The following is a 24,368-nucleotide window of genomic DNA, read 5'->3' as shown; positions in this document are numbered from 1 at the left end:
TTGATAGCACTGAGCAGAGTTTGTGCGAGAAGACTTAAGAAAAGCTTAAGTTACACTTTTATTTGGCGGTGCGGGTGCGTTCGTAGGTGATAGCGGTAATCAGCCAAAAGTGCTGACCCGTTGGTGTACGAACCGCAAACTCGTCGTCGATGCCTTTACCAAGTGCCGCGCGCGCCATGGGGGCATCGATGGAAACCACAGATTTATCGTCGTAGATTTCGTCCGGTCCAACAATGGAAAAACGCTTTTCATCACCGTCTTCGTTTTCCACCGTTACGGTCGCACCAAAGAACACTTTGCCATCTTGTGCAGGCGCATAATCAACTATTTTGAGGACTTCTAGGCGCTTGCGTAAAAACCGAATTCGACGGTCGATTTGCCGCAGCTTCTGCTTGTTGTACTTATAGTCGGCATTTTCCGAGCGGTCGCCCAGACTGGCAGCCCAGGCAACTTTTTCTGTGGTTTCACGTCGCTCAACACGCCATAGATGATCGAGTTCTGCCTGAAGTTTGGCATAGCCATTGCGGGTGATGAGATTGGTTCTAGGCATAATGGACGTTGTGTTTAATTGTCTACGAGCAAATTAAAGTTGAGTTGCGCACACAGCCCGCTATCTTTTGGGCTGGAAAAAATCAGCTCGATAGTATGCAACTCGGCGATGCGTTTGACAATGGATAAGCCGAGTCCCGCGCCTTCGATATGACGGGTTTCTGGATGCCGATAAAAGCGCTCGCCGAGCCGGTTAAGATCTGCCGTTGGAACGCCCGGTCCGTTATCACAAATCAGCAGAGACACGCCGTTTGGTGTTGGTTGGGTGTTAACGGTCACTTGACCTTGCGGGCCAGCATATTTAGCGGCATTTTGTAATAGGTTGCGAAGCATCACGGCCAGGAGGGTCGGTAACCCCAATACTTGTGGCTGTGTCGCAACAGCTAACTGCCATTCACATTCTGCGGTAACGGCCTCCGGTAACTCAGCAATGCTTTCATGCACCAAGGCTTCGAGTGATACTGGGGTGAGTTGCGAGCGACTTAGCTGAGTACCCTCTAGCTTGGTTAAGAGCAGTAATTGATTCACCAGATGAGTTAATCGTTCCGTCGCTTGCTGTACCGCGCGAATGCTAGCGGGATCCGCAGGGTCGATTTGGGCCGCATGCAAGCGCAACGCAGCGAGTGGCGTGCGTAATTCATGCGAGGCGTCGGCAATAAAGTTTTTCTCGCGCTCTAGGTAAGTGTGCACGCGTGCAAGCAGCGCATTCATATTCGCCTGAATAGGCTCTAGCTCGCTCGGTAGGTGCGCATTGAGTGGTCGTAAGTCATGGGCATCGCGTTGCTGCAACTGTTGTGCGAACTGCTTGACTGGCCGCATAAACCAGATAATCGTCAAGAGGATGGCCAGCGACAAAGGCAACCATGTGAGTAATACTATCCAGCGCTGGTTTTCGGTAATATAGGCGGAAAGTTCACCGCGTACATCTTCACGCTGTGCGGTATAGATCCAACTTTGTGTCTGGCGGTCGAAATAACTGAAGCCGATCCAAGTATAATCGCCGCGCACGACTTCGTGGTAGCCGCGCGTGGGCTGGGAAAGCGGTGTGCCAACCGCATTTTCACTCGCCAATAATAAATTACCCTTTGTGTCCCAGACCTGAAAGGCTAGCTTACGCTCATAAGGGTGTCCGTCCGTTTGGCGTTCGTCACCTTCTTCTTCGTAATTTCCGGGTAGCTGAGGCAATTCGATGATACGCAATGAACCGGTTTGATCGAGAAAGCCTGGGTCGTGGATCAGGCTTTTCAAAACGCGTGTGGTTTGAGCCAACTCTGCATCGAAGACTTCGTCTAGCTCATGTAGGGTCATGCGGTAGTTGAGCCATGCACCTAATGCCAAGACCGCAATGACCACGATATTTGTACTGATTAAGAGTTGTCGTCTTAAAGATAAGGACTTCATACTTGCTGTCCTTGGTAATCTTGGTTCAAAATATAGCCGACACCACGGACGTTGCGGAGTAAATCGCGGCCCAGCTTTTTGCGCAAGTGATGCAGATGGACTTCAATTGCGTTGCTCTCAATTTCAGCTTCCCAACCGTAGAGTACAGACTCTAAGTGTTCGCGCGATAAGATCCGTTTGGGATTCAGCATGAACTCTTTCAGTAAAAGCCACTCACGTCGCGTTAGATCGACGATATCGTTATCCACCCGTACATCATGACTGGCGAGATCCATGGTTAAGTTGCGCCAGTGAATCGCATCCGATTGACGACCTTGGTGACGCCGGACCAACACCCGTATACGTGCTTCGAGTTCGCGTAAATCGAAGGGCTTGACGACATAGTCATCGGCTCCGGCATCAAGCGCTGCAACTTTCTTTTCGACGTCGTCCCATGCAGTGAGAACGAGGATTGGAGTTGGCAAACCGCGGCTTTTAAGTTTTGCAATGAGAGGAATGGCAAGCCCATCGGGTAAGCCTAAATCAAGAATCAGCAGTTGAAATGTATCGGTACTCAGGGCGCTTTCGGCTTGCCGTTGGCTGACGCAATGATCCACATGATAGCCTAGCTTTTTGAGTCCAGTAACGATGCCTTCAGCGATCAGGGTGTCGTCTTCCACGAGCAGCAGGCGCATAGTTTCTCCACGATTCAAGTGATGTCTATAACAATGCTACATTTCGAAACTTAAGCAAATCTTAATTTAGCGCAAACGAATGGATATCTCGTTCGACAAGTGACAAGCCTAGGCCTAAGTTATAGTTTACTCAACAGATACAAACGAAGGATTGGAGGCGTCATGACCCAGTGGCAAAAAGCTGAGCAGTTTTTAGCGACGACCCATGAGGTATTAAACCAGCCACCGGCATTGGAAAATTATAACCTTTTCCATGCGGATCTAGCCCTGCAAGAGGCAGTGCAGCGCGGACATGCGAATTGGGCAGAGCCTGATATCGCCGCGATGGGAGCTTTGGCTGGGCAAGCGGACACCATCGCCTTGGGCTTTCAGGCAAATGCCCATAGGCCGCAGTTTCAGTCCCACGATCGCTTTGGCCATCGGGTGGACCTTGTAGAGTATCATGACGCTTATCATCAGCTCATGCAGATAGCTACCGCGCATGGGTTGCATGCGTCGCCATGGGCAAAACCGCAGCTTGGTGCCCATGTAGCGCGGGCGGCGCAATACTATATGCACACGCAAGTTGAGGCGGCGCACGGCTGTCCCATAACCATGACTTTTGCCGCCGTGCCGGCCTTGCAACACCAGCCAGACATTGCTAAGCAGTGGCTGCCGAAACTCTTGGCGCCTAGCTATGACCCGCGTAACGTTCCCGATCAGCAAAAGCAGGCGGTCACTATAGGGATGGCGATGACCGAGAAACAGGGCGGTTCAGACGTGCGCGCCAACACCACCCGTGCTTATGCGGTGGGCACTGAAGGGCCAGGACAACTCTATGAGCTGGTGGGGCATAAATGGTTTGTTTCGGCACCAATGTGCGATGCGTTCTTGGTGCTGGCGCAAACTAAACACGGCTTGAGTTGCTTCCTCATGCCACGCTGGCGCCCCGATGGCACGAAGAACCCACTGCAAATTCAACGTTTGAAAGACAAAATGGGCAATGTAGCGAATGCTTCAAGCGAAGCCGAGCTGCGCGGTGCTATGGGGTGGATGATTGGCGAGGAAGGGCGCGGCGTTCGAACCATTATCGAAATGGTGGCAATGACCCGCTACGACTGCATGATCGGCTCCTCCGCCGGTATGCGCCAGGCGACAGTGCAGGCGCTGCACCATTGTCAGCACCGTGCGGCGTTTGGTGCCCAACTCATTGACCAGCCACTCATGCAAAACGTACTTGCCGATCTAGCCCTAGAAAGTGAGGCAGCACTGGCATTGACAATGCGCATGGCCACTGCGCTCGATCAGCGTGACAATGAACATGAACAAGCGCTGGCGCGGATCGTGGTTCCGGCGGGCAAATATTGGATCTGCAAGCGTACCCCGGAACATGCCTATGAAGCGATGGAAGTGATTGGTGGTAGCGGCGTGATGGAGAACTGCATCATGCCGCGGCTCTATCGTGAAGCTCCGATCAACGCAATTTGGGAGGGCAGTGGTAACGTTCAGTGTCTGGATGCTCTGCGGGCGGTGGAGCGACAGCCTGAGTCCTACGCTGCCCTGCAAGCTGAGCTACTACAGGTAAAAGGCGCAAATAAAGCCCTTGATAAAGCAATTGCTGAGTTACCCAAACGCCTTGCGCAAGCGCAGGCGCAACCGTTCTTCGCCCGGCAATGGGTGGAGCATATGGCGCGCACGATGCAAGCCGCTCTGTTACAACAACATGCGCCCAATGCTGTCGCCGACGCCTTTTGTCAAAGTCGCTTGGGTGAGGTATCTCATATGGGCTATGGTAGGTTGACTGACGCAACAGCGGCAAAGACGATTTTACGTCGCGCGTGGCCTCATGAATAACTGAGAACAATGAAGAATAACAAGGACTCTCCATGACTCTATCGGAAATGCTCGCGCGTAATGCTCGCAAATACGGCGATGCCTTGGCCATCACTGATGATGCTAAGCAGTTAAGTTGGGCTGAACTCAATACCCAAGTAGAAGAGCTAGCCGCTTGGCTGCAGCAGGAATATCAGGTGCAGGCCGGCGATCGCGTGGCCTTGGTGATCCCCAACTCAATTGCCTTCGTGCTTGGCTTCTTTGCCATTCAGCGCTTGGATGCGATCGCCGTACCTATCAATGTTCGACTCACAACACCAGAGCTAAGCTATATCATGGAGGACTCAGGCGCTAAGTTAGTGCTTACTTGCAGCATGACAGATCAAGCGTTAAAAACGTTGGTTACCTCTGGATTGCCGGCATTGTGGTTGGATGAATGGCAACCTGGCTGGGCAAAAGAAACGTCTTTGCCGAAGACTGAAGCAAGTGCTGAAAGCCCATGTATTCTGCTCTACACCTCTGGTACTACCGGACGGCCGAAAGGTGTACTGTTTCAACAAAAGGCCATTCAATCGGTGGCGACCATGATTGCCCTCGAAATGGCGATGTCGCCGCGCAGCAAGTTATTGCACTTAATGCCTTTTACTCATTCGGCGCCGCTGAACCTATTTCTTTTAGCTGGTACCTTGGTCGGTGCCACGCATGTAGTCGCGCCAACGTTCACTCCAGACTTACTCTTAAACCTCGTTTCCAAACATCGCGTGACGCACTTTTTTGGCGCGCCCGTGGCGTACTTGCTTACCGCACAGCAGCCCGCCATTGAGCAGACTGACTTGAGTAGCGTGACGCACTGGATCTATGGCGGCGCGGCGATGTCCACCGAACACACGAAGTTAGTGCAACGCGCCTTCCGCTCTTCAGATTTTTATTGTGTGTACGGACTCACTGAGGCGGGTCCCTCAGGAATTCTATTACTACCTGACGAGCATGCCGAGAAGGCTGGTTCGGTCGGTCGCCGTGCGGCTTTTAACACCGAAGTACGACTGCGCACCGAGGCGGGCAATGAACCTGGGGTGGAAGAACCAGGTGAAGTCGAGATTTTTGGCGAGGGCATGATGCAGTGTTATTGGCAAAACCCTACAGCAACGCAAGCCACCTTCACCAGCGATGGTTGGCTGAAAACCGGTGATATTGCGGTACGTGACCAAGATGGCTTCTATTGGATTAAAGATCGCAAGAAAGACATTATCATCAGTGGCGGTGTGAACATCTATCCTCGCGAAATTGAGGACGCTCTAAGTGAGCACCCTGCGGTGGCAGAGGCGGCGGTTAGAGGCATCCCGCATGAGCAGTGGGGCGAGTCGGTTAAAGCGTACGTCGTATTGCGCGAAAAAATGAGCAATCTGCAGGACGAACTGACCGAATTTCTCGCGCAACGTCTCGCCGACTACAAGTTGCCGCGCAGTTACTTGGAACTAGATGCCCTGCCGCGCAATGCCAATGGCAAGGTTTTAAAGCACGAGCTGGCATAGTTAACATATTTAGATACAAAAACAGGATGCCCGACACAGTTGATGCGTTGGCAAAACGGGTGCCTTCTTTTATAGTGACAACAACAAGATAACACTGGGAGCATCGCTCGCATGTCACAAGAAACATTCAAAATTTTAGTGGTCGATGATGACGCTCGGCTGCGTGGTTTGCTGGAACGTTACCTCACTGAGCAAGGCTTTTACGTGCGTTCGGCAGCGCAAAGTGAGCAAATGGACCGACTGTTAGAACGCGAAAACTTCCATCTAATGGTATTGGATTTAATGCTGCCCGGCGAAGACGGCTTATCGATTTGCAAACGTTTACGGCACGCCAATAACGAAATTCCAATTGTGATGTTGACGGCCAAAGGCGATGAAGTCGACCGTATCATTGGTCTTGAGCTCGGTGCAGATGACTACTTGGCGAAGCCCTTCAACCCTCGGGAGTTGTTGGCGCGCATTCGTGCGGTATTGCGGCGTCGTGGTAAAGAAATTCCGGGGGCGCCAAGTGCCGATGATGAGGAGATCGTGTTTGGCGAATTTCGCTTGAACTTGGGCACGCGGGAAATGTTCAAAGGTGACGAACCGATGCCATTGACCAGCGGCGAGTTTGCGGTCCTGAAAGCCCTCGTCACACACCCCCGTCAGCCGATGTCTCGCGATAAACTGATGAATCAAGCACGCGGTCGTGACTACAGCGCGTTAGAGCGCAGCATCGACGTACAAGTATCACGCCTGCGCCGCATGTTAGAAGTTGACCCAACCAGCCCGCGTTACATCCAGACCGTATGGGGACTCGGCTATGTATTCGTGCCTGATGGCAGTAAAAAAGCCTAGCTTATGAGACTCTTTCCGCGCTCAGCGTTTGCGCGAACCGTAGCGCTGATCGCATTCTTGCTACTGATCAACCAAATCGTTTCCTACGTGATGGTTGGCTTGTATGTGGTCAAACCCAGCTTGCAGCAAATTAGTTCCGTGGTCGCCAAACAGGTACAAGGTATTATCGTACTCGACCGCTGGCTTGGCGAGCAAGATCTCTCAACAGCTGAAAAGCGATTGTTGGCGAAGCGCTATACCGACGCGGTCGGAATTGATGGCTTCACCGAGCGTGAGGCACTGGCCAATGACTTGACCAACGCCTCGACGTACAACTTTCTCTCCGACCAAATGAGTCAATATCTTGCGGCCGACACTGAAGTACGTATCGCCCAAGGGGAGATTTATTATGTGTGGATCCGCACCGAATCTCTCGATGGCTATTGGCTACGCATTCGTCTCGATACCTTTGATGAAGCGCGTTTTTCCCCGCTGTTGTTTTATCTTATTTTGATTGGTGGACTGAGCGTGTTGGGGGGGATGTGGTTTACCAACTGGCAGAATAAGCCATTGAAATCTTTGGAGGCTGCGGCTGCGCAAGTCGGTCGTGGCGAATACCCAGATGAGTTGCCGGAGCGTGGTTCAACCGAGGTGATTGCAGTGACGCGGGCCTTTAATCAGATGACGCAAGGCGTGAAACAACTTGAGCAAGATCGCGCACTGCTCATGGCGGGAGTGTCACATGATCTGCGCACGCCGTTAACACGGATTCGGCTGGCCACCGAAATGATGCCGCCCAATGAAGACTATCTCGCCGAAGGAATCATCGGTGATATAGATGATATGAATGCAATCATCGACCAGTTTATTGATTACGTGCGGATTGACACGCATGCCGATTCAGATTGTGAGAACCTGAATTACCTCGTTGAGGACGTCGTCGGCCACGTCCCTGAAACCTGGCAAGCGGATATTATGGTGAATTATGGCGAGATGCCAGAGATCCCGGTGCGGGCCATCTCAATCAAACGAGTGCTGTTGAATTTACTGGAAAATGCTGAGCGTTATGGCGGTGGCCGCGTGCTGATTGAAACCGGCTACAGCGCGGATAAAGAAAAAGTTTGGGTCACCGTAAGTGATGATGGCGAAGGCATTCCAGCGGCGCAAATAGAGCATGTCTTGCAGCCGTTTACGCAAGGTGACAAAGCTCGCGCGAGTAAAGGTTCAGGGCTTGGTTTAGCGATTGTGAAGCGTATCGTTGAGCGCCACGGAGGACGCATCACCTTTGGCCGCAGCAGTAAGCTGGGTGGCTTGGCAGTCCGCATCGAACTACCAAGCATCAAAGCCGCGAACTGTTAGTCGCGAATGCGATTTAAACCATTTAGTGCGGCGACCCGGTAGGCTTCAGCCATGGTTGGATAGTTAAAGGTGGTGTTGACGAAATACTCAATCGTGTTGCCTTCACCTTTTTGTTCCATAATGGCTTGGCCGATGTGAATGATTTCCGCAGCCCGCTCACCAAAACAATGAATCCCCAGCACTTCTTTGGTTTCACGGTGGAATAGAATTTTCAGGCTACCGACCGCCATGTTTGAGATTTGTGCACGCGCTAAATGTTTAAATTGTGCGCGGCCCACTTCGTAAGGCACTTTTTGTTGCGTCAATTCTTCTTCGGTTTTACCAACTGAACTGATTTCCGGAATCGTGTAAATGCCAGTCGGAATATCACTGATAAGGCGTTTTTCGCAGTCGCCTTCTAGCATAGCGGTAGCGCAAATGCGGCCTTGGTCATACGCAGCTGAAGCAAGTGAAGGATAGCCGATAATATCGCCGACGGCGAAGACGTTCTCAACTTCGGTTTGATACTGATTTGAAACCTCAAGTTGGCCGCGTGAATTCGGCTTCAACCCTAAAGCGGCAACGTTCAATTCTTCGATATTACCTGAACGGCCGTTGGCATAGAGCAAGCAATCCGCATCCAAACGCTTGCCTGACTTGGTGAACAGGGTCACCCCGTCTGCATGGCCTTCAATGCGTTCGTATTCTTCGTTGTGGCGGATCACTACGCCGTTGTTGCGTAAGTGGTAGCTTAGGGCGTCAGAAATTTCCGCATCAAGGAACGACAGCAAGCGATCACGGGTGTTTATAAGGTCAACTTTAACGCCTAGCCCACGAAAGATACTGGCATATTCGCTACCAATGACACCTGCACCATAAATGATGATGCTTTTTGGCTCGTGCTTCAGCGACAGTACCGTGTCTGAGTCGTAAATTCGTTCGTGAGAAAAGTCGACATCAGGTGGATGATAAGGGCGCGAGCCTGTAGCAATGACGATTTGCTTAGTACCGATATACTCGACCGTACCATCGTCTTGGGTGATTTTGATGGTATGGGAGTCTTCGAAACTGGCGGTGCCGTGGAGTACGGTAACGCCATTGCGCTGATAAAATCCGCTGCGCATTTGTACCTGTTTCTGAATCACGCCTTGGGCATGTTTAAGAATCGCTGCAAAAGACATGCTATGCGGTGCGCAGGCTCCCATAAATAGCGGATTCGTATTGTATTCAATTAAACGGCTGACCGAATGGCGTAGGGCTTTTGATGGGATGGTTCCCCAATGCGTACAACCACCACCGAGCGAATCATGTTTTTCGATCATGGCAACACTGCGACCTTTTTTGACCAGCTGCATGGCTGCGCCTTCGCCGCCAGGTCCACTGCCGATAACCACAGCGTCAAATTGTGTCGTAACTTCGCTCATGAAAAGCTCCTGTTGGTTGTACCGCCTATAACGAGCCGCTATAGTAACCGAAACGGCCGGTGCAGAGCTAGTAAGGCAAGCTTATTCCGGCTATTTCCAGAAAACATTTCGTTGGCGGTAAAGCATGGCCCGAAAACCAATTCCTGAAATCCTACAACGTCAAATTGTAGCTCGTAGTCGCCTGTTGCGCATTGAGGCGGTGGATTTGAAGTTCAGTAATGGCGTGGAGCGGCAGTTTGAACGTATGCAGAGCAGCGGTCGTGGCGCAGTGATGATTGTGCCGTTTATTGATGACGAGCAAATTATGCTGGTGCGTGAGTACGCCGCTGGCTTACATAATTACCAATTGGGTTTTCCCAAAGGCCTCATTGATCCAGGTGAAACGCCAGAGCAGGCCGCCATCCGAGAACTCAAAGAGGAAATCGGTTTTGGTGCTCGGGAACTGACGCCACTGAAAAGTGTAACTATGGCGCCACAATTTTTCTCAGCGACCATGCATATTTTTATCGCGCGGGACCTCTACCCAGAGAAGTTGGAAGGGGATGAGCCGGAGCCACTTGAGCAAGTGCCATGGCTCTTAAGCAAGGCTGAAGCGCTGTTGGCGCAAGAGGATTTTACTGAAGCGCGAAGCATTGCGGCGCTGTTAATGACCTTGAGGGAATTAGAAAAGTGAGCCCCAAAGAGTACACAGAATTACTTGAAGGCGCCGCGCGTATCGCGCAAAGCGCCGGCGACTTGATTATGGAGCTCTACGAAGAACAGGCTTACGCCACCTATGAAAAGGCTGATGAGTCTCCGGTAACTAGCGCTGACTATGCGGCGCATCGCTTGATTACTGAAAAATTAACCGAGCTCACACCTGATATACCTATACTCTCGGAAGAGGGAGCGCATCTGAGTCTTGCGGAACGCCAAAAGTGGCAACGTTATTGGTTAATCGATCCGATTGACGGTACGCAAGAGTTCATTGCACGCAGTGGCGACTTTACCGTGGTTATTGCCTTGGTTGAAAAACATCAACCGCATTTAGGTGTCATCTATTGGCCTGCGGGCGACAAGCTTTATCTTGCGCAGCGTGGGGCAGGAGCTTTTCGGCGTGATATTAACGGTGAGCAGCGATTACAGGTGCGGCAACTGCGGCAGCCTGCAACGGACCCTGTCATCCTCGCTATTAGTCGTCGCCAACCCCGTGAACGGGTGATGCAACGCATGAATCCCGACCGCGACCTAAGCACGCTGCCGGCTGGCAGTTGTTCCTTAAAAGCCTGTCTGATAGCGGAAGGGCAAGCGGATTGTTTTTTACGCGTCGGGCCAACCGGCGAATGGGATACAGCGGCGGCCGATGTGATTGTGGGCGAAGCTGGCGGCAGTATTGTCAGTGAAGCCTTTAAGCCGCTGACCTACAATGAAGAAGTCGAATTAGGCAATCCCAACTTCCTGATACTAGGCGATCCTAAAGTGCCGTGGCAGGACGTGTTCATTCGTCATCGGGGGCATCCTGAAAATCCGCCCGAGGCATGATATTCACGGTTTCATGTAATTCCGACCACACCAAAATTGCTTCGCCGCTGCGAAGTTGGTCGCGTACGTCTTCAACCTTCTCGTTGAGGGACTTTTCATCTAAACCATAATCAGTGCCTTCGCGCAAAACAAAGGCTTCAATGATTGCCTCGAGGGTCGCTTCGTCAAGTTGTTGCCATGGGATCTGCATTAGTCTTCCGCCTCTACTGACTGCAAATTTTCTTCTGCCTCCATCCACTGTTCTTCCGCTTGTCCCAGCGCTTGTTGGAGTTTGGCCTGCTGCTGCAATAGCTCGGTGAGTTTGGGCTTGTTCTCAGCTTCGTACAAACTATTGTCGGCAAGCTTAGCGTTAATTTCAGCCAGTGCTTGCTCATGTTTGTGGACTTCTTTTTCGTATTTTGCGACCGCATCTTTAAATGGCTTGAGGCGTTGGCGTCGCTCAGCCGCTTCGCGCTTTTCCGCTTTGCGGTCAACTTTCGGCGATGATGGACTTTCTTGTGTTTCTGCAGGGGCTTTCTGTTGGCTTTGTAACCACTCATGGTAGGCATCAAGGTCGCCGTCGAATGGTTGCACTTGGGCATCGGCAACTAAGAAGAATTCGTCAACCGTCGTGCGCAACAGGTGCCGATCGTGGGAAACAATCACCATAGCGCCTTCAAAGTCTTGCAAGGCATAGACCAAGGCTTCTCGCATGACGGAATCAAGGTGGTTGGTCGGCTCATCGAGCAAGAGTAGGTTGGGCTTTTGATACACGATTATGGCTAAAACCAAGCGTGCTTTCTCGCCGCCCGACATGGGCGCGACCAGCCGCGTGGCTTGATCACCGGAAAAACCAAAGCTGCCCAGAAAGTCACGTAATTGTTGTTCTGTGGCCTGCGCATCAAGACGTTGGATATGCTGAAGTGGGGTCGCGTTACTATCCAACAGCTCTAATTGATGTTGCGCAAAGTAGCCCAGCTTGATTCCGGAGTTAAGTTCTAAGGTGCCTTTTTGTGGTTTAATTTCACCGGCAAGCAGCTTGACTAGGGTTGATTTACCGGCACCATTTCGCCCCAACAGGCCAATACGGCTGCCGGGTACCAAATTGAATTTAATGGATTGCAGAATCACCGTGTCACCATAACCCGCCTGCACATTATCGAGGGTAAGGAGTGGGTTTGGCAGTTGTTCGGGGGGCCGAAACTGGAACTGAAACTGGCTATTTGCTACCAAAGGAGCACTTGCAGTTAGCCGTTCTAGGGCTTTGATGCGGCTTTGTGCTTGCCGTGCCTTGCTAGCTTTGTAACGAAAACGGTCGATGTACTTTTGTAAATGCTTACGCTGCGCTTGTTCTTTCTCAAACTGCGCTTGTTGCTGGGCAATTTGTTCAGCGTACTGTCGCTCGAAGCTTGAGTAGTTTCCGCTGTAGGACGTCGCAGTTTGCTGTTCAATGTGAACAATCTGTTGGCAGACCGCATCGAGGAAATCGCGGTCATGCGAAATCAGCAGCAGGGTTCCTGGAAACCTTTGTAGCCAATCTTCCAGCCAAAAAATAGCGTCGACGTCTAAGTGGTTCGTCGGTTCGTCGAGCAATAACAAGTCCGCACGCGCAATCAATGCCTGGGCAAGGTTTAAGCGCATGCGCCAACCACCCGAAAAGGCCTTCACGGGCTGCTGGAATTGTGCGTCACTAAAGCCGAGTCCCGCCAGTAATGAAGCGGCCCGAGCTGGGGCCTCGTAAGCACCAATTGTTGCTAACTGGTCGTGCAGACGCCCGATGGCGTGGCCATCATCTGCAGCTTCCGCTTGTTTCAATTGATCTTCCAACGCCCGCAGTTCAGTATCACCATCAAGCACATAATCTAAGGCTGCTTGATCAAGGCCGGGCGTTTCTTGTTTGACGCTGGCAATACGCCATTGTTTGGGGACCTCACAGTCACCTTGCTCGACTTGCAATTCGCCGCGCAGCAACTCAAATAACGAGGACTTGCCGGTGCCATTACGTCCCACTACGCCAACGTGATGGCCGGGGAAAATCGTAATGTCAGTATTTTGGAGCAGGACGTTGCCGCCGCGCATTAGCGCCATGCCGCGGATAGAAATCATGCAGAACCTTGTGCTTGGTGTTGATCTTTGAATCTGCGACAATTATACCTGAAGCAACACGAGGTGAATATGGCACGCACACGGAAACGATTTATTGCTGGCGCTGAATGCCCAGCTTGCGGTGCTGCAGATACATTGCAGCTAACCATCAGTACTGACCCAGAGGGGAATGTGCGTGAAGAACAGGTGCAGTGTGTGGCCTGTCAGCATACGTTTAAAGATAAAGAAGAACCCAAACAACAAGCGACAAACAACGACGATACGTTGATCGGCTTATTTAAACCCGAATAATCACACTCGAATAAGGGAACAGCTATGAACACCTATGATCCTGTCGTACTCACCGGAATTTGGATAATTATCGCTACATTATTGGTGCAGTGGGCAACCGCTGCCGCAGTGAAAGCCAAACAACCTGGTGCGATACCGGGTAAGGTGCCGGAAGATATTAGCCATGATTCACTCGTGTTTCGTACCCACCGTACGTTTATGAACTCGCTCGAAAATGTCCCGATGTTTTTGTTCACCGTGTTTTTAGGCATGTTTATTGGCCTAGATTCAGTGTGGTTTGGTTATTGGGTCATGTTATTCGCACTGGCGCGAATTCTGCACATGGTGCTCTACTATGCGATAGCGACCGAAAAGAACCCGAGCCCGCGGAGTTGGTTCTTTGTGCTAGGTGCGGTGGCGAACATCGCCGTATTAGTGCAGTGCGCTATGGCTTTGTGGGCCTAGTGCATGGACTTTCTTGCGCTCGCTTATGCGCTCGCAGTGGGTCTCATCATCGGCCTCGAGCGCGGCTGGAGCCAGCGCGACAAAAGTGAAGGCCAGCGGTTTGCTGGCCTGCGAACCTTCGCTATAACCAGCCTGTTAGGCGGATTATTGCCGCTGCTAACGCATGTTCTACCCGAAACTTTTGTGTTGGTGTTGTGGGTTGCTGTTTTCTTTAGTATCACCGCATTAGTTGTTGTCGCACATTTGCTCGAAGCGCGACAAACGTCCGATTTTGGTATCACTACCGAGCTCGCGTTGCTGCTGACCTTCCTATTGGGGTCATTATGTGCCATCGGCTTGGTTGAGATCGCCGTACCTGCCGCCGTTATTGCGGCCTTCTTACTGAGTTTGAAACCCCTCTTGCACGGTTGGTTGGAACGCCTACAGCAGCGTGAATTATTTGCGATTCTGCAGATGTTGCTAATTAGTGTGGTGTTATTGCCATTGCTACCTAATGAGGGTATTGGCCCTGGCAATGTTATCAATCCGTACTTGGTTGGCTGGATGGTGGTACTGATTACCGGCATCTCGTTTGTTGGTTATTTTGCCATTAAAGTCCTCGGTAGCCACCGAGGTATTTTATTAACGGGGCTCCTTGGGGGCTTGGCTTCGTCAACCGCAGTAACACTGAGTTTGAGTCGAATCGGTAAGGTGCAACAACAGGGCCATAAATTACTCGTAGCTGCGATTTTACTTGCTGCAGGGACCATGTTCCCGCGTATGCTTCTCGAAGTCGCCGTGCTTAACCAAGAGTTATTACGCAGCTTGTTCTGGCCACTGACGGCGATGATGTTGGTGACCTATGTGGGTGTGTTCTACCTAATTCGACGCGCACGGCAAGGGGCCAAGGCGGTGCATATTGGTATCGACAACCCGTTTGATATTGTCACAGCACTCAAGTTTGCTGCGCTCCTTGTGGTGATTCTTATCCTTGCTCACTATGCCCATGAATATTTTGATGCGCTTGGTATCTATGCCGTAGCAGCCATTTCCGGTTTGACTGATGTCGATGCTATCACGCTCTCGCTGGCCAAGATGTCCGGTAATGGTCTTTCGAATACGGTAGCGGTGCCCGCGATATTGCTTGCTGCCAGTGTCAATACCGCAGTGAAGGTTGGGCTTGTGGCGACTTTAGGCCATCCAAATATGCGCCTCGCCAGCGGCGCTATTGCTGGTTGCGCACTGGCTGCCGGCTGGTTCATTTGGTGGGTGCAATTGTAAGTACAGACGCGAGTACTGGAGGCTTTAGCTGAAATCGCCTAGACTATAGCGCCACAGTTTGAGCGTTAGCGAACCTGCAAAAAGGAGCGGTAAGCAATATGAGCCAAGATTATCCAATCGGTACCCAAGGAAAGCCATGGGGCGAAGCAGAAAAGCAAGAATGGTACGCGCAGCAAACCAAACAGCGTGACTATGAAAATGATGTGATACGCCGTATCGATCACTTGCGTGAACAGTTCGATGTGGAAACCTACGGTGAGTTGAACTACGCGGGTAATTCTTATCCATTGTTCGTAGTGCGCAGTCGCAAGTGGCGTGCAGAGTTGCCGACGGTATTAGTTACTGGCGGGGTACATGGTTACGAAACGAGCGGCGTACATGGAGCCTTGTATTTTCTTGAAACCGAGGCGGTCAATCACTTAGCACGTTTCAATATTATCGTCGCCCCTTGTTTGAGTCCTTGGGGTTACGAGACGATCAACCGTTGGAACCCCGACGCTATTGATCCGAACCGTTCGTTCAAAGCGAACAGCCCAGCGCAAGAATGTGCCTTGATTATGACCTACTTGAATCAACATAAGCTTGCGCCTGATGTGCATATTGATTTGCACGAAACAACAGACACCGACAACAGCGAATTCCGTCCGGCCAAAGCGGCACGCGACGGTACCGTCAATACTAACTGGAACATTCCTGATGGCTTTTATTTAGTGGCTGATAGTCAACGCTCAGAGCCCGATTTCCAGCGTGCAATTATTGAAACCGTCAAGCCAGTCACGCATATCGCTCCGGCAGACGAAGATGGCTGCTTAATCGGCGCCCCAATGGTGCAAGAAGGGGTGATTGAATACGACGGCAAAGGTTTAGGCTTGTGCATGGGGCTTACTGACGCGCGTTTCGTAACCACGACCGAGGTCTACCCAGATAGCGCCAACACCAATCCAGTCGAATGCGTTGATGCACAGGTAGCGGCGATAAAAGGAGCTCTAGAGTACGCTGCTAAAGCGCTCTAATTTGCATTTGTGCGGGCAGTGTGAGCTGGAAGAAAGAGGACGGACAGTGGAAGATTTATCGCGACCTAGTCAGGGGCACACCGCCACCAGCGAATTAAGTCCGGCCTGCAGCGCGGTGCAGCAATGGGTTGCAGAAGTGGTCATAGGCCTCAATTTTTGCCCCTTTGCGCACCGCGAAGTCGAAAAGCAACGGGTTGTTTACCGCGAAAGTGCCGCACAAACGGTTGAGGTTGCGCTCACCGACTTGGCTAGTGCGATGCAAGAGTTGCTCGAAAATGATCACATCGAAACGACGTTGCTGGTGCTTGGTAAAGGCTTTACAGACTTCGAGGACTACCTCGATTTACTCGACTATGCGCAGCTTACTTTGCGTGAGTTTAACCTTGAAGGTGTTTTGCAAATCGCTAGTTTCCATCCCGACTATCAATTCGCTGATACGGCGGCGGACGATGTCAGCAACTATACCAATCGAGCCCCTTTCCCTGTTTTACACCTGTTAAGAGAGGAGAGTTTAGAAAAGGTGCTTGCACGCTATCCCAATCCTGAAACCATCCCCGAGCGCAATATCGAAGTGGCAGACGAGCAGGGCGCAGATTACTTTCGTGACCTATTACAGCGTTTGCAGCAACGCGATTAGGTAGGCCATCCAATTAAGCGTCGCGCGGCAAGCCTTTTTCAATAGCTCGCGTTAGGCGAAGCAACTGTTTGGTGGTGGTGGCCGCTTTATTATGCTGGCGCTGCAACGCCCAGTCGATATGCTCATCTACCATGTCATTCACATTGCCGCGTTGCATCTGTAGCGCCTCGATAATCGTTGGGTCATGTGGTGCATTGCCCAGCGCCACAGCCAAATTACGCTGCCAAGAGGCAAAGCCGATGCGACGGATGGGAGAGCCCTCGGTACGCTTCAGAAAGGTCTCTTCGTCCCAGCTCCACAATTCGAGGAGTTCTGGAGCATGAAGATCTTTACGCGGGGCAAAATCGTCCTCTGCGGTGAGTTGCGAATAACGGTTCCAAGGACAGATCAGCTGACAATCATCACAGCCGTAGATACGGTTGCCCATAAGTGGACGGTATTCTTCCGGTATCGCCGACTTCAATTCAATCGTCAGGTATGAAATACAGCGGCGTGCGTCGAGTTTATAAGGTTCGACAATGGCTTGGGTTGGGCAGATGGTGATACAAGCTTTGCAGCTACCGCATTTTTCTTCGACCGGCTCGTCAACGGGTAGCGGCAGGTTTACCAATAATTCGCCTAAGAAAAACCAAGAGCCGCCTTGCTCATCCAGCACAAGCGTATGCTTTCCGGTCCAACCTAATCCTGCTTTAACTGCAAGAGGGCGTTCGAGAATAGGCGCGGAGTCGACGAAGGGCCGATAGTCCAAGTCTGCGCAGGCCGCTTTAATCCGCTCGCCTAATTGCTTCAGACGTTTACGCATAAGCTTGTGGTAGTCGCGCCCTAGGGCATAACGACTGATGTAGCCTAGGCGTGGGTTTTTCAGGGTTTTCGCAAAGCCAGCTTCGGCGGGCAAGTAATTCATCCGCACCGAAATAGCACGCACGCTGCCCTCATGGAGCTGGTCGGGACGGGTCCTTAGCTCGGCGTGACGCTCCATATAGTCCATTTCGCCATGCATGCCAGCATCCAGCCACTGTTGCAGCGCAGCGCGTTCACTACTTAGATCAAGATCGGTGATACCGACCTTTTGAAAGCCAAGTTCTTGGCCCCATTTTTTGATATCTAACGCAAGTTGCTGGAAATCCATGTAATTCGTCTTATGCTTACAGGCGAGTGCTCAAAAATAACAAAAAAACAGTGGAGATGCACCGATGCAATTAAGTATGCAGCAGTTGGTCTTTCGTACCAAACAAGTTCGTGAGCGTGAATTAGAAGCAGCGAAGAACCTTGGGGTGAGTCCCTCGCAACTGATGCAGCGTGCCGCTCAGAGCTGTTTGGCTGCACTCGAGCGAGAGCATCCGGCGCCCGCCCGCGTCATGATTTTGTGTGGTCCGGGAAACAATGGCGGCGATGGCTGGGTACTTGCGCGTCTCGCCAGTCGTGTGGGTTATAAAGTTACCGTTGTGGCCGGTGAAGCAAAAACCGAGTTAGCTCAACAAGCCGCGCAAGCGTGGCGCGATCAGCAGGGTCAAGTTGAGCCGCTGGAAGAACTCGATCGCACGCATCTCGCTGAACAAGATGTCATTGTTGATGCCCTGCTGGGAACAGGATTAACACGTGATTTGGACCCGTTGTATGCCCGCGTCGTGGAAACGCTTAATGATGCCAAGGGCTTTCACAAATTATGGGTGATGAGTATCGACTGTCCGACGGGGCTGCAAAGCGATACCGGTATGCCTTGTCCGATAGCCGTGGAGGCGGACTATACGGTGACCTTTATTGCCTGGAAGCCAGGACTTTTGACTGGCCAGGGTGGACATTTTGCGGGGCGCTTAGAGCTTGCCGAACTTGGTATTGCGGCGGCTTTTCGCCAATTAGAGCGCCCGTTCGCCACGCTCATCGAACAAGAAGAGGTCGCACGCCACTTGCCGCCGCGGCAGCGTAGCAGTCATAAAGGTCGACATGGGCACGTGCTTATTATCGGCGGAAGTCTCGGCATGACTGGGGCGGCAGTGCTCGCCGGCCAAGCAGCGCTACGTTCTGGTGCGGGTAAAGTTTCAATCCTGACACAACCGGAAAGTCAGGCGATTATCGCCAGCGCACAACCTGAATTTATGGTGAAACAAACCCAAGCCGAAACGCGCGAACAAGTCATGGCCTTGCTCAACGGTTGTGATGTGGTGGTGATGGGACCCGGTTTAGGTACCAGTGCTTGGGCTGAGCGTTTGTGCAAATGGGTATTAGCAAGTGACCTCCCTGTAGTGCTCGACGCCGATGGCTTGAACTTACTGAGTCAGCATAACGCTTGGTTGCCGCGCTCCGCTTCTTTATGGCTGACGCCACATCCGGGCGAAGCTGCACGTCTACTCGAATGTGAAACCCGCGATGTGGAACAAGATCGTTATGCTGCGGTCGAAGAATTAAGTCATCGTTTTCAGGCGTTTGTTGTGTTGAAGGGGGCGGGTTCGCTGATGGCTCATGCCGATGCACAGCGCTTGAGAATTTGTCAGCGTGGCAGTCCTGCGCTGGCCGTAGGGGGCGCAGGCGATGTGCTGAGCGGTATCGTTGGTAGCCTCGTGGGGCAGGGTTTGCCTGCTGAGGCAGTGTTGCCAGTTGCGACCTGGTTGCATGCGGTAGCAGGTGAGCACGCTGCAATTGCAGGGGAACGTGGTACACTACCGAGTGATTTATTTGGGCCGTTACGGAAGTTAGTTAATCCATGAGTGAAAAGCAGTTTTTCTTGGCGTCAGAAGGCGACCTATTGGCCTTGGCCACGCGTCTTGCAAATGCGGTAAAAGAAAAGAAAAGTGAGGGTGAAGCGCCACTAACGATTCATTTAATCGGTGAGCTGGGTGCTGGTAAAACGACCTTTAGTCGGGGTTTTATTCAAGCTCTCGGACATGCAGGGAAAGTGAAAAGCCCGACGTATACCTTGGTTGAGAGTTATGACTTGACGCCTTGGCAGGTGCATCACTTTGACTTGTACCGCTTGGCTGATCCTGAAGAACTTGAATTTATGGGCATTCGTGATTACCTTGACAGTAATACAATAATTCTGGCGGAGTGGCCGCAACGCGGAAAAGGCGTGCTACCAGAGCCAGATCTTAAGATTGTCATCGCCTATGCTGATGAAGCACGTGATATGACAATAGGTGCGCTAACTACACGAGGTCGAGAGCTCCTCGAAACACTCTAATGCAACGTTTTTTTGCTAAGGTCATGACGCTGGTGTTGGTGGCTTTTGTGCTACCCGTGCAAGCGGCAAATACAATCAAAAACATTCGGATGTGGCCGTCGCCAGATAACACCCGAGTGGTCTTTGACATGGCTGGTGCACCAGAGTATAGCTACTTTTCACTTAATCAATCGCATCCGTATCGTCTCGTCATCGACTTCCCAAGTACCGAACTGAACGTGAACCTCGAGCAGCTTGAGTCAAAGTCGCTGCTACTCAGTAAGATTCGAACCAGCACACCTAAGCTGCCTGGTAGCACGCGCATCGTGCTTGAGCTCGATAAGCAAGTTGACCCAGTGATTCAAGTTTTACCGCCGCAACAGATGCACGGGCATCGTTTGGTGGTAGACCTACCGGGAGCTTCGTTAAAACGCGATGCCGCAGCGTTAAGTGCAGACGACTTGCAAGAGCGCAAAGTGACGATAGCGATAGATGCCGGTCATGGTGGTGAGGACCCCGGCTCAATTGGACCTTCGGGTACCTATGAAAAAGATGTGGTGTTAAAAGTCGCGCGCGCCCTCGCGAAAATGATTAACGACGACCCAGGTATGCAGGCATACCTTATTCGTAGCGATGATTACTATATCAATTTGAATGAGCGCCCGCGTAAGGCCGAGCGCATTAAAGCCGATCTGTTGGTATCAGTGCATGCCGACGGTTTTACATCTCCGCAGCCGCGCGGTGCATCGATTTGGGTATTATCGAATCGTCGCGCAAGCACCGAAATGGGTCGCTTGTTGGAGAACAAAGAACGCCTTTCAGACGTACTCGGCGGTGTGCCAGCGGTTGAGAACGAGGACAACTTTCTCAACGAGACGCTGATCTCGATGAGCATGGATCATGCCATGGCAAGTGGCTACGAAGCAGCCAACGATGTGTTGCGTGAGCTAAAACAGATCACTCGCATGCACAAGTCGAAACCCCAACACGCTAGCTTAGCAGTACTTACCTCAACGGCGATGCCGTCGATGTTGGTGGAAACTGGGTTTATTACGAATCCCACTGAAGAACAATTGTTGCGTAGTAATCAACACCAACAAAAGCTCGCACGAGCGATATATCAGGGGGTGCGCAGTTACTTTATGCGTCGTCCACCGGATGGCACCATGTTTGCAAACAACCGTGCCAGTCGTCATGTCGTGCGTTCGGGTGAGTCATTATCGATCCTAGCGCAGCGCTATAACACTTCTATCGCGGCCATTAAAGCGCGGAATAATTTAAACAGTTCGGTCATTCAAATTGGCCAAGTGCTCGAAATCCCGAGTCCCGAATAGGTTTAGCCATGCCCATACAGTTACTCCCGATTAGCCTGGCAAACCAAATCGCCGCAGGCGAGGTCATCGAGCGTCCCGCATCAGTGGTGAAGGAGCTCATTGAAAACAGTCTCGACGCCGGTGCAGATCAGCTCATTATCGATATCGAAAAAGGGGGACGCCGGCGCATCCGTATTCGCGATAATGGTGCGGGTATTGTGAAAGATGAGCTCGCACTCGCGCTGGCGCGTCACGCGACCAGCAAGATCCGCTCACTGGCAGATCTTGAGGCGATTCAAAGTCTCGGTTTCCGTGGGGAAGCGCTAGCGAGTATTAGCTCAGTGGCGCGGTTAACTCTTACCTCAAAACCAGCCGCGCAAGCGCAAGCTTGGCGCGCTTGGGTTGAAGGGCGTGACATGAGTGCCGAGCTGGCGCCGGCAAGTCATCCCGATGGCACTACCGTTGATGTCGAGGACCTGTTCTTCAACACGCCCGCACGGCGTAAGTTTTTGCGCACGGATAAAACGGAATTCACGCACATTGACGATCTGCTGAAGCGCATTGCCCTGAGCCGCTATGATGTGCGTATTGTTCTCAATCATAACCAAAAAACCGTGCGTAACTATCCGGCAGTGACTCATGCGGACGCACTACAACGCATCGCCAAGGTCATTGGCAGCAGCTTTACCGACCATGCAAGCTTTATTGAGGCGGAACATTTGGGTGTGCGGTTATGGGGCTGGGTCGTTGCGGCTGAGCAATGCCGCCATCAGGGTGACGCCCAATATTTTTATGTGAACGGCCGCATGATGCGCGACCGAATGCTGAATCACGCCATTCGCCAAGCCTACGGTGATAGCCTGAACGATGACCGCTCTGCGACATTTGTTTTGTACTTAGAGCTGCCGCCGCAAGACGTCGACGTGAATGTGCACCCAGCCAAACATGAGGTGCGCTTTCATCATGCGCGACAGATCCATGACTTTGTCTTACAAACAGTGCGCGAAGGCTTGCGGACGCAGCACAACGTAAGCGCAGCGCACCACTATCAAGCTGCGCCGGAAAGATTGCGGCAACAAGTCGCGGAGCTGCAACCGCGCTCAAATTCACCCTTGCCCGGGCTACAGCCTGCGAAACACGGCGTGCCGACGGAATCAAGCCACCCCATCAGCCCGCCGATGGCGACGCGGGAAGCGACAGACGAGGCGCGCGTCATAACGGTGCTGGCCGGTAGATTCGCACTGATTAAGGAACAAGCTCATGAGGTGGGTGGAGTAGAACCGCTCGCACTTCTCAATTTACAAGCGGTCGAACAACAGGCAAATGCCGTAAAGTGGCAACAACAGTTTCAAGTCGGCCTAGCTGGGCAACCTTTGTTGATTCCGGTGAAATTGACGAATCCTGAGCTCGTGGAGCGCATCGAAAAAATTGAGTCATCACGACTTGCTCAATTGGGCCTATTATTAGCGCAAGAGGGCCGTCATTGGCAGGTAAAGCAAGTACCGAGCGCACTGCGCCATAGTGACATCAGCAAGAGCCTTGAGACGGTCATTGAAATGTTGGAGCAAAGCGTTGAACCACCACTTGAGTTTTGGCAATGGTTCGCGCGCTTACAACTCAACCAATTTTACAGCCAGGTACAAGCTGAGCACTGGTGGCAGGTTTGGCAGCAACAGTTAAGCTCAAGTCGAGCTTACACACTTGCGGTCGATCTACCTGAACTACCGGAGTCGCTACGATGAGCCAGCCCTATGTGATTTGTCTTTATGGCCCAACCGCAGCCGGAAAAACAGGACTGGCGATTGAGTTAAGTCAGCAACTGGGCGCTGATATTATCTCGGTTGATTCGGCCTTAATTTATCGTGGTATGGATATTGGTACTGCGAAACCGACAGCCGCGGAACTTGCCCGAGCCCCGCATCGGTTAATTGATATTTGTGATCCCGGTGAGCGCTATTCAGCAGCGCAATTTGCCCTCGATGCGCGGCGCGAAATCGAGTCGATTCTTGCTGCGGGTCGTATTCCCTTGTTGGTGGGGGGTACGATGATGTACTTCAAAACCCTATTGGAAGGTATGTCGAAGCTGCCGGAGGCTGATCCTGCGGTGCGTGAAAAATTGACGCAGCGGCTCAACGACGAAGGCAGCGAGGCCTTGCATACCGAGCTCAGCCGTATAGACCCCACGAGTGCTGCGCGTATTCACCCAAATGACCCCCAGCGACTCATTCGTGCGCTAGAGGTTTACGAAATTAGTGGCAGGTCATTAACTGAGCTTAGTCAAACCCGCAGTGGAGCCTTGCCCTATCCGGCGGTGCAAATCGCTGTAGCACCGCTTGATCGAAAAGTTCTGCACGAGCGTATCGCATTGCGTTTTCGGCAAATGTTGGAACAAGGCTTTCTAGATGAGGTCAAAGCGTTGCGTGAACGTGGTGACTTGCATCTTGATTTACCAGCACTACGGAGCGTTGGTTATCGTCAAGCATGGCAATATTTAGACGGCGATATCGATTACGAGACCATGGTTGATAAGGGCATTTTTGCGACCCGCCAGTTGGCCAAACGGCAACTGACCTGGTTACGCAAATGGCATGATGTTCGCTGGTTCGATAGCTTGGCTCCGGACCTTGTCGAGCAAGTGTTGGGCTACTGCGGCGAAGCGCAGCAAAACTTTACCTAATACAAACCTTGAAAGCGGGCAATTAGGCCTTATAGTTAAGGTAAGTTCGAAAAACAACATCAGCGCAGCTGGTAATTGAAAAACGTTAGACTATAGTAGAGCGGACTGGCATCTGTGGTCTGTAGTAAGCTGCCGGACTAAAACAATAAAAAGAAAAAGGATGCGAAAATGGCTAAAGGGCAAACTTTACAAGACCCGTTTTTGAATGCTTTGCGTCGGGAGCGCGTACCGGTATCTATCTATTTGGTAAATGGTATTAAGTTGCAGGGGCAAATTGAATCGTTCGATCAGTTTGTTATCTTGCTGAAAAATACAGTCAGTCAGATGGTTTATAAACATGCGATTTCGACCGTAGTACCGGCGCGAATTCCGCAAAACTACTTGCCGCAGCAAGAAGCGGCGGGTGATGAGGCGATTGACTAAC

Annotated in this window: 24 protein-coding genes; 17 read left to right on the top strand and 7 right to left on the bottom strand. The window is 51.8% G+C overall.

All coding sequences use genetic code 11. From position 1 onward, the window contains the following. Positions 1–58: 58 nt before the first annotated feature. The 3 genes from greB to CWE21_RS04120 are packed head-to-tail and all read right to left on the bottom strand — an operon-like array spanning position 59 to position 2,624. On the bottom strand, positions 59–550 hold the full coding sequence (greB, locus tag CWE21_RS04130) for a transcription elongation factor GreB (RefSeq protein WP_126833191.1): 492 nt from the start codon (positions 548–550) through the stop codon (positions 59–61). Positions 551–564: 14 nt separating this feature from the next. After that, positions 565–1,950 (bottom strand): ATP-binding protein, encoded by a 1,386-nt coding sequence (locus tag CWE21_RS04125; RefSeq protein ID WP_126833190.1) that lies wholly within the window; start codon positions 1,948–1,950, stop codon positions 565–567. Continuing rightward, complete coding sequence (locus CWE21_RS04120; RefSeq protein WP_126833189.1) at positions 1,947–2,624, bottom strand: response regulator; 678 nt, start codon at positions 2,622–2,624, stop codon at positions 1,947–1,949. Before CWE21_RS04120 ends, CWE21_RS04125 begins: the two co-directional genes overlap by 4 nt. A gap of 162 nt (positions 2,625–2,786) precedes the next feature. Here CWE21_RS04120 and CWE21_RS04115 point away from each other — a divergent pair, with 162 nt between their 5' ends. The 4 genes from CWE21_RS04115 (at position 2,787) to envZ (ending at position 8,143) form a co-directional block, all read left to right on the top strand. Next, entirely contained in the window at positions 2,787–4,457 is a 1,671-nt protein-coding gene (locus tag CWE21_RS04115; protein ID WP_126833188.1) for an isovaleryl-CoA dehydrogenase, read from the top strand. A gap of 32 nt (positions 4,458–4,489) precedes the next feature. Beyond that, positions 4,490–5,968 (top strand): class I adenylate-forming enzyme family protein, encoded by a 1,479-nt coding sequence (locus CWE21_RS04110; RefSeq protein WP_126833187.1) that lies wholly within the window; start codon positions 4,490–4,492, stop codon positions 5,966–5,968. Positions 5,969–6,079: 111 nt separating this feature from the next. Next, positions 6,080–6,805 carry an osmolarity response regulator transcription factor OmpR gene (ompR, locus tag CWE21_RS04105; RefSeq protein ID WP_126833186.1) on the top strand — a complete coding sequence of 242 codons (726 nt, stop codon included), beginning with the start codon at positions 6,080–6,082 and terminating at the stop codon, positions 6,803–6,805. Positions 6,806–6,808: 3 nt separating this feature from the next. Then, positions 6,809–8,143, top strand: coding sequence for a two-component system sensor histidine kinase EnvZ (gene envZ, locus CWE21_RS04100; protein WP_126833185.1), 1,335 nt, complete (start codon positions 6,809–6,811; stop codon positions 8,141–8,143). On the opposite strand, the gene sthA is transcribed toward envZ, so the two are convergent. Continuing rightward, positions 8,140–9,546 (bottom strand): Si-specific NAD(P)(+) transhydrogenase, encoded by a 1,407-nt coding sequence (gene sthA, locus CWE21_RS04095; protein ID WP_126833184.1) that lies wholly within the window; start codon positions 9,544–9,546, stop codon positions 8,140–8,142. The two genes, envZ and sthA, sit on opposite strands and share 4 nt — an antisense overlap. A gap of 124 nt (positions 9,547–9,670) precedes the next feature. Here sthA and nudE point away from each other — a divergent pair, with 124 nt between their 5' ends. Together nudE and cysQ are read left to right on the top strand one after the other, a co-directional pair. Continuing rightward, the gene (nudE, locus tag CWE21_RS04090) at positions 9,671–10,219 is read left to right on the top strand and encodes an ADP compounds hydrolase NudE (RefSeq protein ID WP_126833183.1); all 549 of its coding nucleotides are present in this window, start codon (positions 9,671–9,673) and stop codon (positions 10,217–10,219) included. Then, complete coding sequence (cysQ, locus tag CWE21_RS04085) at positions 10,216–11,067, top strand: 3'(2'),5'-bisphosphate nucleotidase CysQ (RefSeq protein ID WP_126833182.1); 852 nt, start codon at positions 10,216–10,218, stop codon at positions 11,065–11,067. Before nudE ends, cysQ begins: the two co-directional genes overlap by 4 nt. On the opposite strand, the gene CWE21_RS04080 is transcribed toward cysQ, so the two are convergent. Together CWE21_RS04080 and CWE21_RS04075 are read right to left on the bottom strand one after the other, a co-directional pair. After that, the gene (locus CWE21_RS04080) at positions 11,024–11,257 is read right to left on the bottom strand and encodes a YheU family protein (protein ID WP_126833181.1); all 234 of its coding nucleotides are present in this window, start codon (positions 11,255–11,257) and stop codon (positions 11,024–11,026) included. The genes cysQ and CWE21_RS04080 overlap by 44 nt on opposite strands. Continuing rightward, positions 11,257–13,152, bottom strand: a complete 1,896-nt coding sequence (locus tag CWE21_RS04075) for an ATP-binding cassette domain-containing protein (protein WP_126833180.1) — start codon at positions 13,150–13,152, stop codon at positions 11,257–11,259. Before CWE21_RS04075 ends, CWE21_RS04080 begins: the two co-directional genes overlap by 1 nt. A 69-nt stretch (positions 13,153–13,221) precedes the next feature. Here CWE21_RS04075 and CWE21_RS04070 point away from each other — a divergent pair, with 69 nt between their 5' ends. The 5 genes from CWE21_RS04070 (at position 13,222) to CWE21_RS04050 (ending at position 16,797) form a co-directional block, all read left to right on the top strand. Then, positions 13,222–13,443 (top strand): YheV family putative zinc ribbon protein, encoded by a 222-nt coding sequence (locus tag CWE21_RS04070; RefSeq protein ID WP_126833179.1) that lies wholly within the window; start codon positions 13,222–13,224, stop codon positions 13,441–13,443. Positions 13,444–13,467: 24 nt separating this feature from the next. Continuing rightward, positions 13,468–13,887 carry an MAPEG family protein gene (locus CWE21_RS04065; RefSeq protein WP_126833178.1) on the top strand — a complete coding sequence of 140 codons (420 nt, stop codon included), beginning with the start codon at positions 13,468–13,470 and terminating at the stop codon, positions 13,885–13,887. 3 nt (positions 13,888–13,890) lie between these two features. Continuing rightward, positions 13,891–15,147: an MgtC/SapB family protein gene (locus CWE21_RS04060; protein ID WP_126833177.1), complete on the top strand. Its 1,257-nt coding sequence runs from the start codon at positions 13,891–13,893 to the stop codon at positions 15,145–15,147. A 98-nt stretch (positions 15,148–15,245) separates the two neighbouring features. Next, on the top strand, positions 15,246–16,160 hold the full coding sequence (locus tag CWE21_RS04055) for a M14 family metallopeptidase (RefSeq protein ID WP_126833176.1): 915 nt from the start codon (positions 15,246–15,248) through the stop codon (positions 16,158–16,160). 46 nt (positions 16,161–16,206) lie between these two features. Continuing rightward, positions 16,207–16,797 carry a DUF1415 domain-containing protein gene (locus tag CWE21_RS04050; RefSeq protein WP_198675053.1) on the top strand — a complete coding sequence of 197 codons (591 nt, stop codon included), beginning with the start codon at positions 16,207–16,209 and terminating at the stop codon, positions 16,795–16,797. Between the two features lie 13 nt (positions 16,798–16,810). Here CWE21_RS04050 and queG read toward each other — a convergent pair whose 3' ends face one another. After that, positions 16,811–17,926: a tRNA epoxyqueuosine(34) reductase QueG gene (gene queG, locus CWE21_RS04045; RefSeq protein ID WP_126833175.1), complete on the bottom strand. Its 1,116-nt coding sequence runs from the start codon at positions 17,924–17,926 to the stop codon at positions 16,811–16,813. A 64-nt stretch (positions 17,927–17,990) separates the two neighbouring features. Between queG and CWE21_RS04040 the strand changes: the two genes are divergently transcribed. From CWE21_RS04040 to hfq, 6 genes are all read left to right on the top strand, one after another. Then, positions 17,991–19,502 carry an NAD(P)H-hydrate dehydratase gene (locus CWE21_RS04040; protein ID WP_126833174.1) on the top strand — a complete coding sequence of 504 codons (1,512 nt, stop codon included), beginning with the start codon at positions 17,991–17,993 and terminating at the stop codon, positions 19,500–19,502. Continuing rightward, positions 19,499–19,975, top strand: coding sequence for a tRNA (adenosine(37)-N6)-threonylcarbamoyltransferase complex ATPase subunit type 1 TsaE (gene tsaE / locus CWE21_RS04035; protein WP_126833173.1), 477 nt, complete (start codon positions 19,499–19,501; stop codon positions 19,973–19,975). The genes CWE21_RS04040 and tsaE overlap by 4 nt, the downstream gene beginning before the upstream one ends. Further along, positions 19,975–21,288 (top strand): N-acetylmuramoyl-L-alanine amidase, encoded by a 1,314-nt coding sequence (locus CWE21_RS04030; protein ID WP_126833172.1) that lies wholly within the window; start codon positions 19,975–19,977, stop codon positions 21,286–21,288. Before tsaE ends, CWE21_RS04030 begins: the two co-directional genes overlap by 1 nt. 8 nt (positions 21,289–21,296) lie before the next feature. After that, complete coding sequence (gene mutL, locus CWE21_RS04025) at positions 21,297–23,009, top strand: DNA mismatch repair endonuclease MutL (RefSeq protein WP_126833171.1); 1,713 nt, start codon at positions 21,297–21,299, stop codon at positions 23,007–23,009. After that, positions 23,006–23,944, top strand: coding sequence for a tRNA (adenosine(37)-N6)-dimethylallyltransferase MiaA (gene miaA, locus CWE21_RS04020; protein WP_126833170.1), 939 nt, complete (start codon positions 23,006–23,008; stop codon positions 23,942–23,944). The genes mutL and miaA overlap by 4 nt, the downstream gene beginning before the upstream one ends. Before the next feature lie 168 nt (positions 23,945–24,112). Then, positions 24,113–24,367, top strand: coding sequence for an RNA chaperone Hfq (gene hfq, locus CWE21_RS04015; protein WP_126753540.1), 255 nt, complete (start codon positions 24,113–24,115; stop codon positions 24,365–24,367). The last annotated feature ends 1 nt before the right edge of the window (position 24,368 follow it).

The sequence above is a fragment of the Pseudidiomarina aquimaris genome, assembly GCF_003987395.1.
Classification (GTDB): Bacteria; Pseudomonadota; Gammaproteobacteria; order Enterobacterales; family Alteromonadaceae; genus Pseudidiomarina; species Pseudidiomarina aquimaris.
The sequence above is the reverse complement of the archived record's forward strand: the minus strand, read 5'-3'. Positions and strand labels throughout refer to the sequence as shown.

Bases quoted from the DNA above. Each gene is read 5' to 3' on its own strand.
- greB (WP_126833191.1), bottom strand. From the start codon at position 550: ATGCCTAGAACCAATCTCATCACCCGCAATGGCTATGCCAAACTTCAG.
- CWE21_RS04125 (WP_126833190.1), bottom strand. From the start codon at position 1,950: ATGAAGTCCTTATCTTTAAGACGACAACTCTTAATCAGTACAAATATC.
- CWE21_RS04120 (WP_126833189.1), bottom strand. From the start codon at position 2,624: ATGCGCCTGCTGCTCGTGGAAGACGACACCCTGATCGCTGAAGGCATC.
- CWE21_RS04115 (WP_126833188.1), top strand. From the start codon at position 2,787: ATGACCCAGTGGCAAAAAGCTGAGCAGTTTTTAGCGACGACCCATGAG.
- CWE21_RS04110 (WP_126833187.1), top strand. From the start codon at position 4,490: ATGACTCTATCGGAAATGCTCGCGCGTAATGCTCGCAAATACGGCGAT.
- ompR (WP_126833186.1), top strand. From the start codon at position 6,080: ATGTCACAAGAAACATTCAAAATTTTAGTGGTCGATGATGACGCTCGG.
- envZ (WP_126833185.1), top strand. From the start codon at position 6,809: ATGAGACTCTTTCCGCGCTCAGCGTTTGCGCGAACCGTAGCGCTGATC.
- sthA (WP_126833184.1), bottom strand. From the start codon at position 9,546: ATGAGCGAAGTTACGACACAATTTGACGCTGTGGTTATCGGCAGTGGA.
- nudE (WP_126833183.1), top strand. From the start codon at position 9,671: ATGGCCCGAAAACCAATTCCTGAAATCCTACAACGTCAAATTGTAGCT.
- CWE21_RS04080 (WP_126833181.1), bottom strand. From the start codon at position 11,257: ATGCAGATCCCATGGCAACAACTTGACGAAGCGACCCTCGAGGCAATC.
- CWE21_RS04075 (WP_126833180.1), bottom strand. From the start codon at position 13,152: ATGATTTCTATCCGCGGCATGGCGCTAATGCGCGGCGGCAACGTCCTG.
- CWE21_RS04070 (WP_126833179.1), top strand. From the start codon at position 13,222: ATGGCACGCACACGGAAACGATTTATTGCTGGCGCTGAATGCCCAGCT.
- CWE21_RS04065 (WP_126833178.1), top strand. From the start codon at position 13,468: ATGAACACCTATGATCCTGTCGTACTCACCGGAATTTGGATAATTATC.
- CWE21_RS04060 (WP_126833177.1), top strand. From the start codon at position 13,891: ATGGACTTTCTTGCGCTCGCTTATGCGCTCGCAGTGGGTCTCATCATC.
- CWE21_RS04055 (WP_126833176.1), top strand. From the start codon at position 15,246: ATGAGCCAAGATTATCCAATCGGTACCCAAGGAAAGCCATGGGGCGAA.
- queG (WP_126833175.1), bottom strand. From the start codon at position 17,926: ATGGATTTCCAGCAACTTGCGTTAGATATCAAAAAATGGGGCCAAGAA.
- CWE21_RS04040 (WP_126833174.1), top strand. From the start codon at position 17,991: ATGCAATTAAGTATGCAGCAGTTGGTCTTTCGTACCAAACAAGTTCGT.
- tsaE (WP_126833173.1), top strand. From the start codon at position 19,499: ATGAGTGAAAAGCAGTTTTTCTTGGCGTCAGAAGGCGACCTATTGGCC.
- CWE21_RS04030 (WP_126833172.1), top strand. From the start codon at position 19,975: ATGCAACGTTTTTTTGCTAAGGTCATGACGCTGGTGTTGGTGGCTTTT.
- mutL (WP_126833171.1), top strand. From the start codon at position 21,297: ATGCCCATACAGTTACTCCCGATTAGCCTGGCAAACCAAATCGCCGCA.
- miaA (WP_126833170.1), top strand. From the start codon at position 23,006: ATGAGCCAGCCCTATGTGATTTGTCTTTATGGCCCAACCGCAGCCGGA.
- hfq (WP_126753540.1), top strand. From the start codon at position 24,113: ATGGCTAAAGGGCAAACTTTACAAGACCCGTTTTTGAATGCTTTGCGT.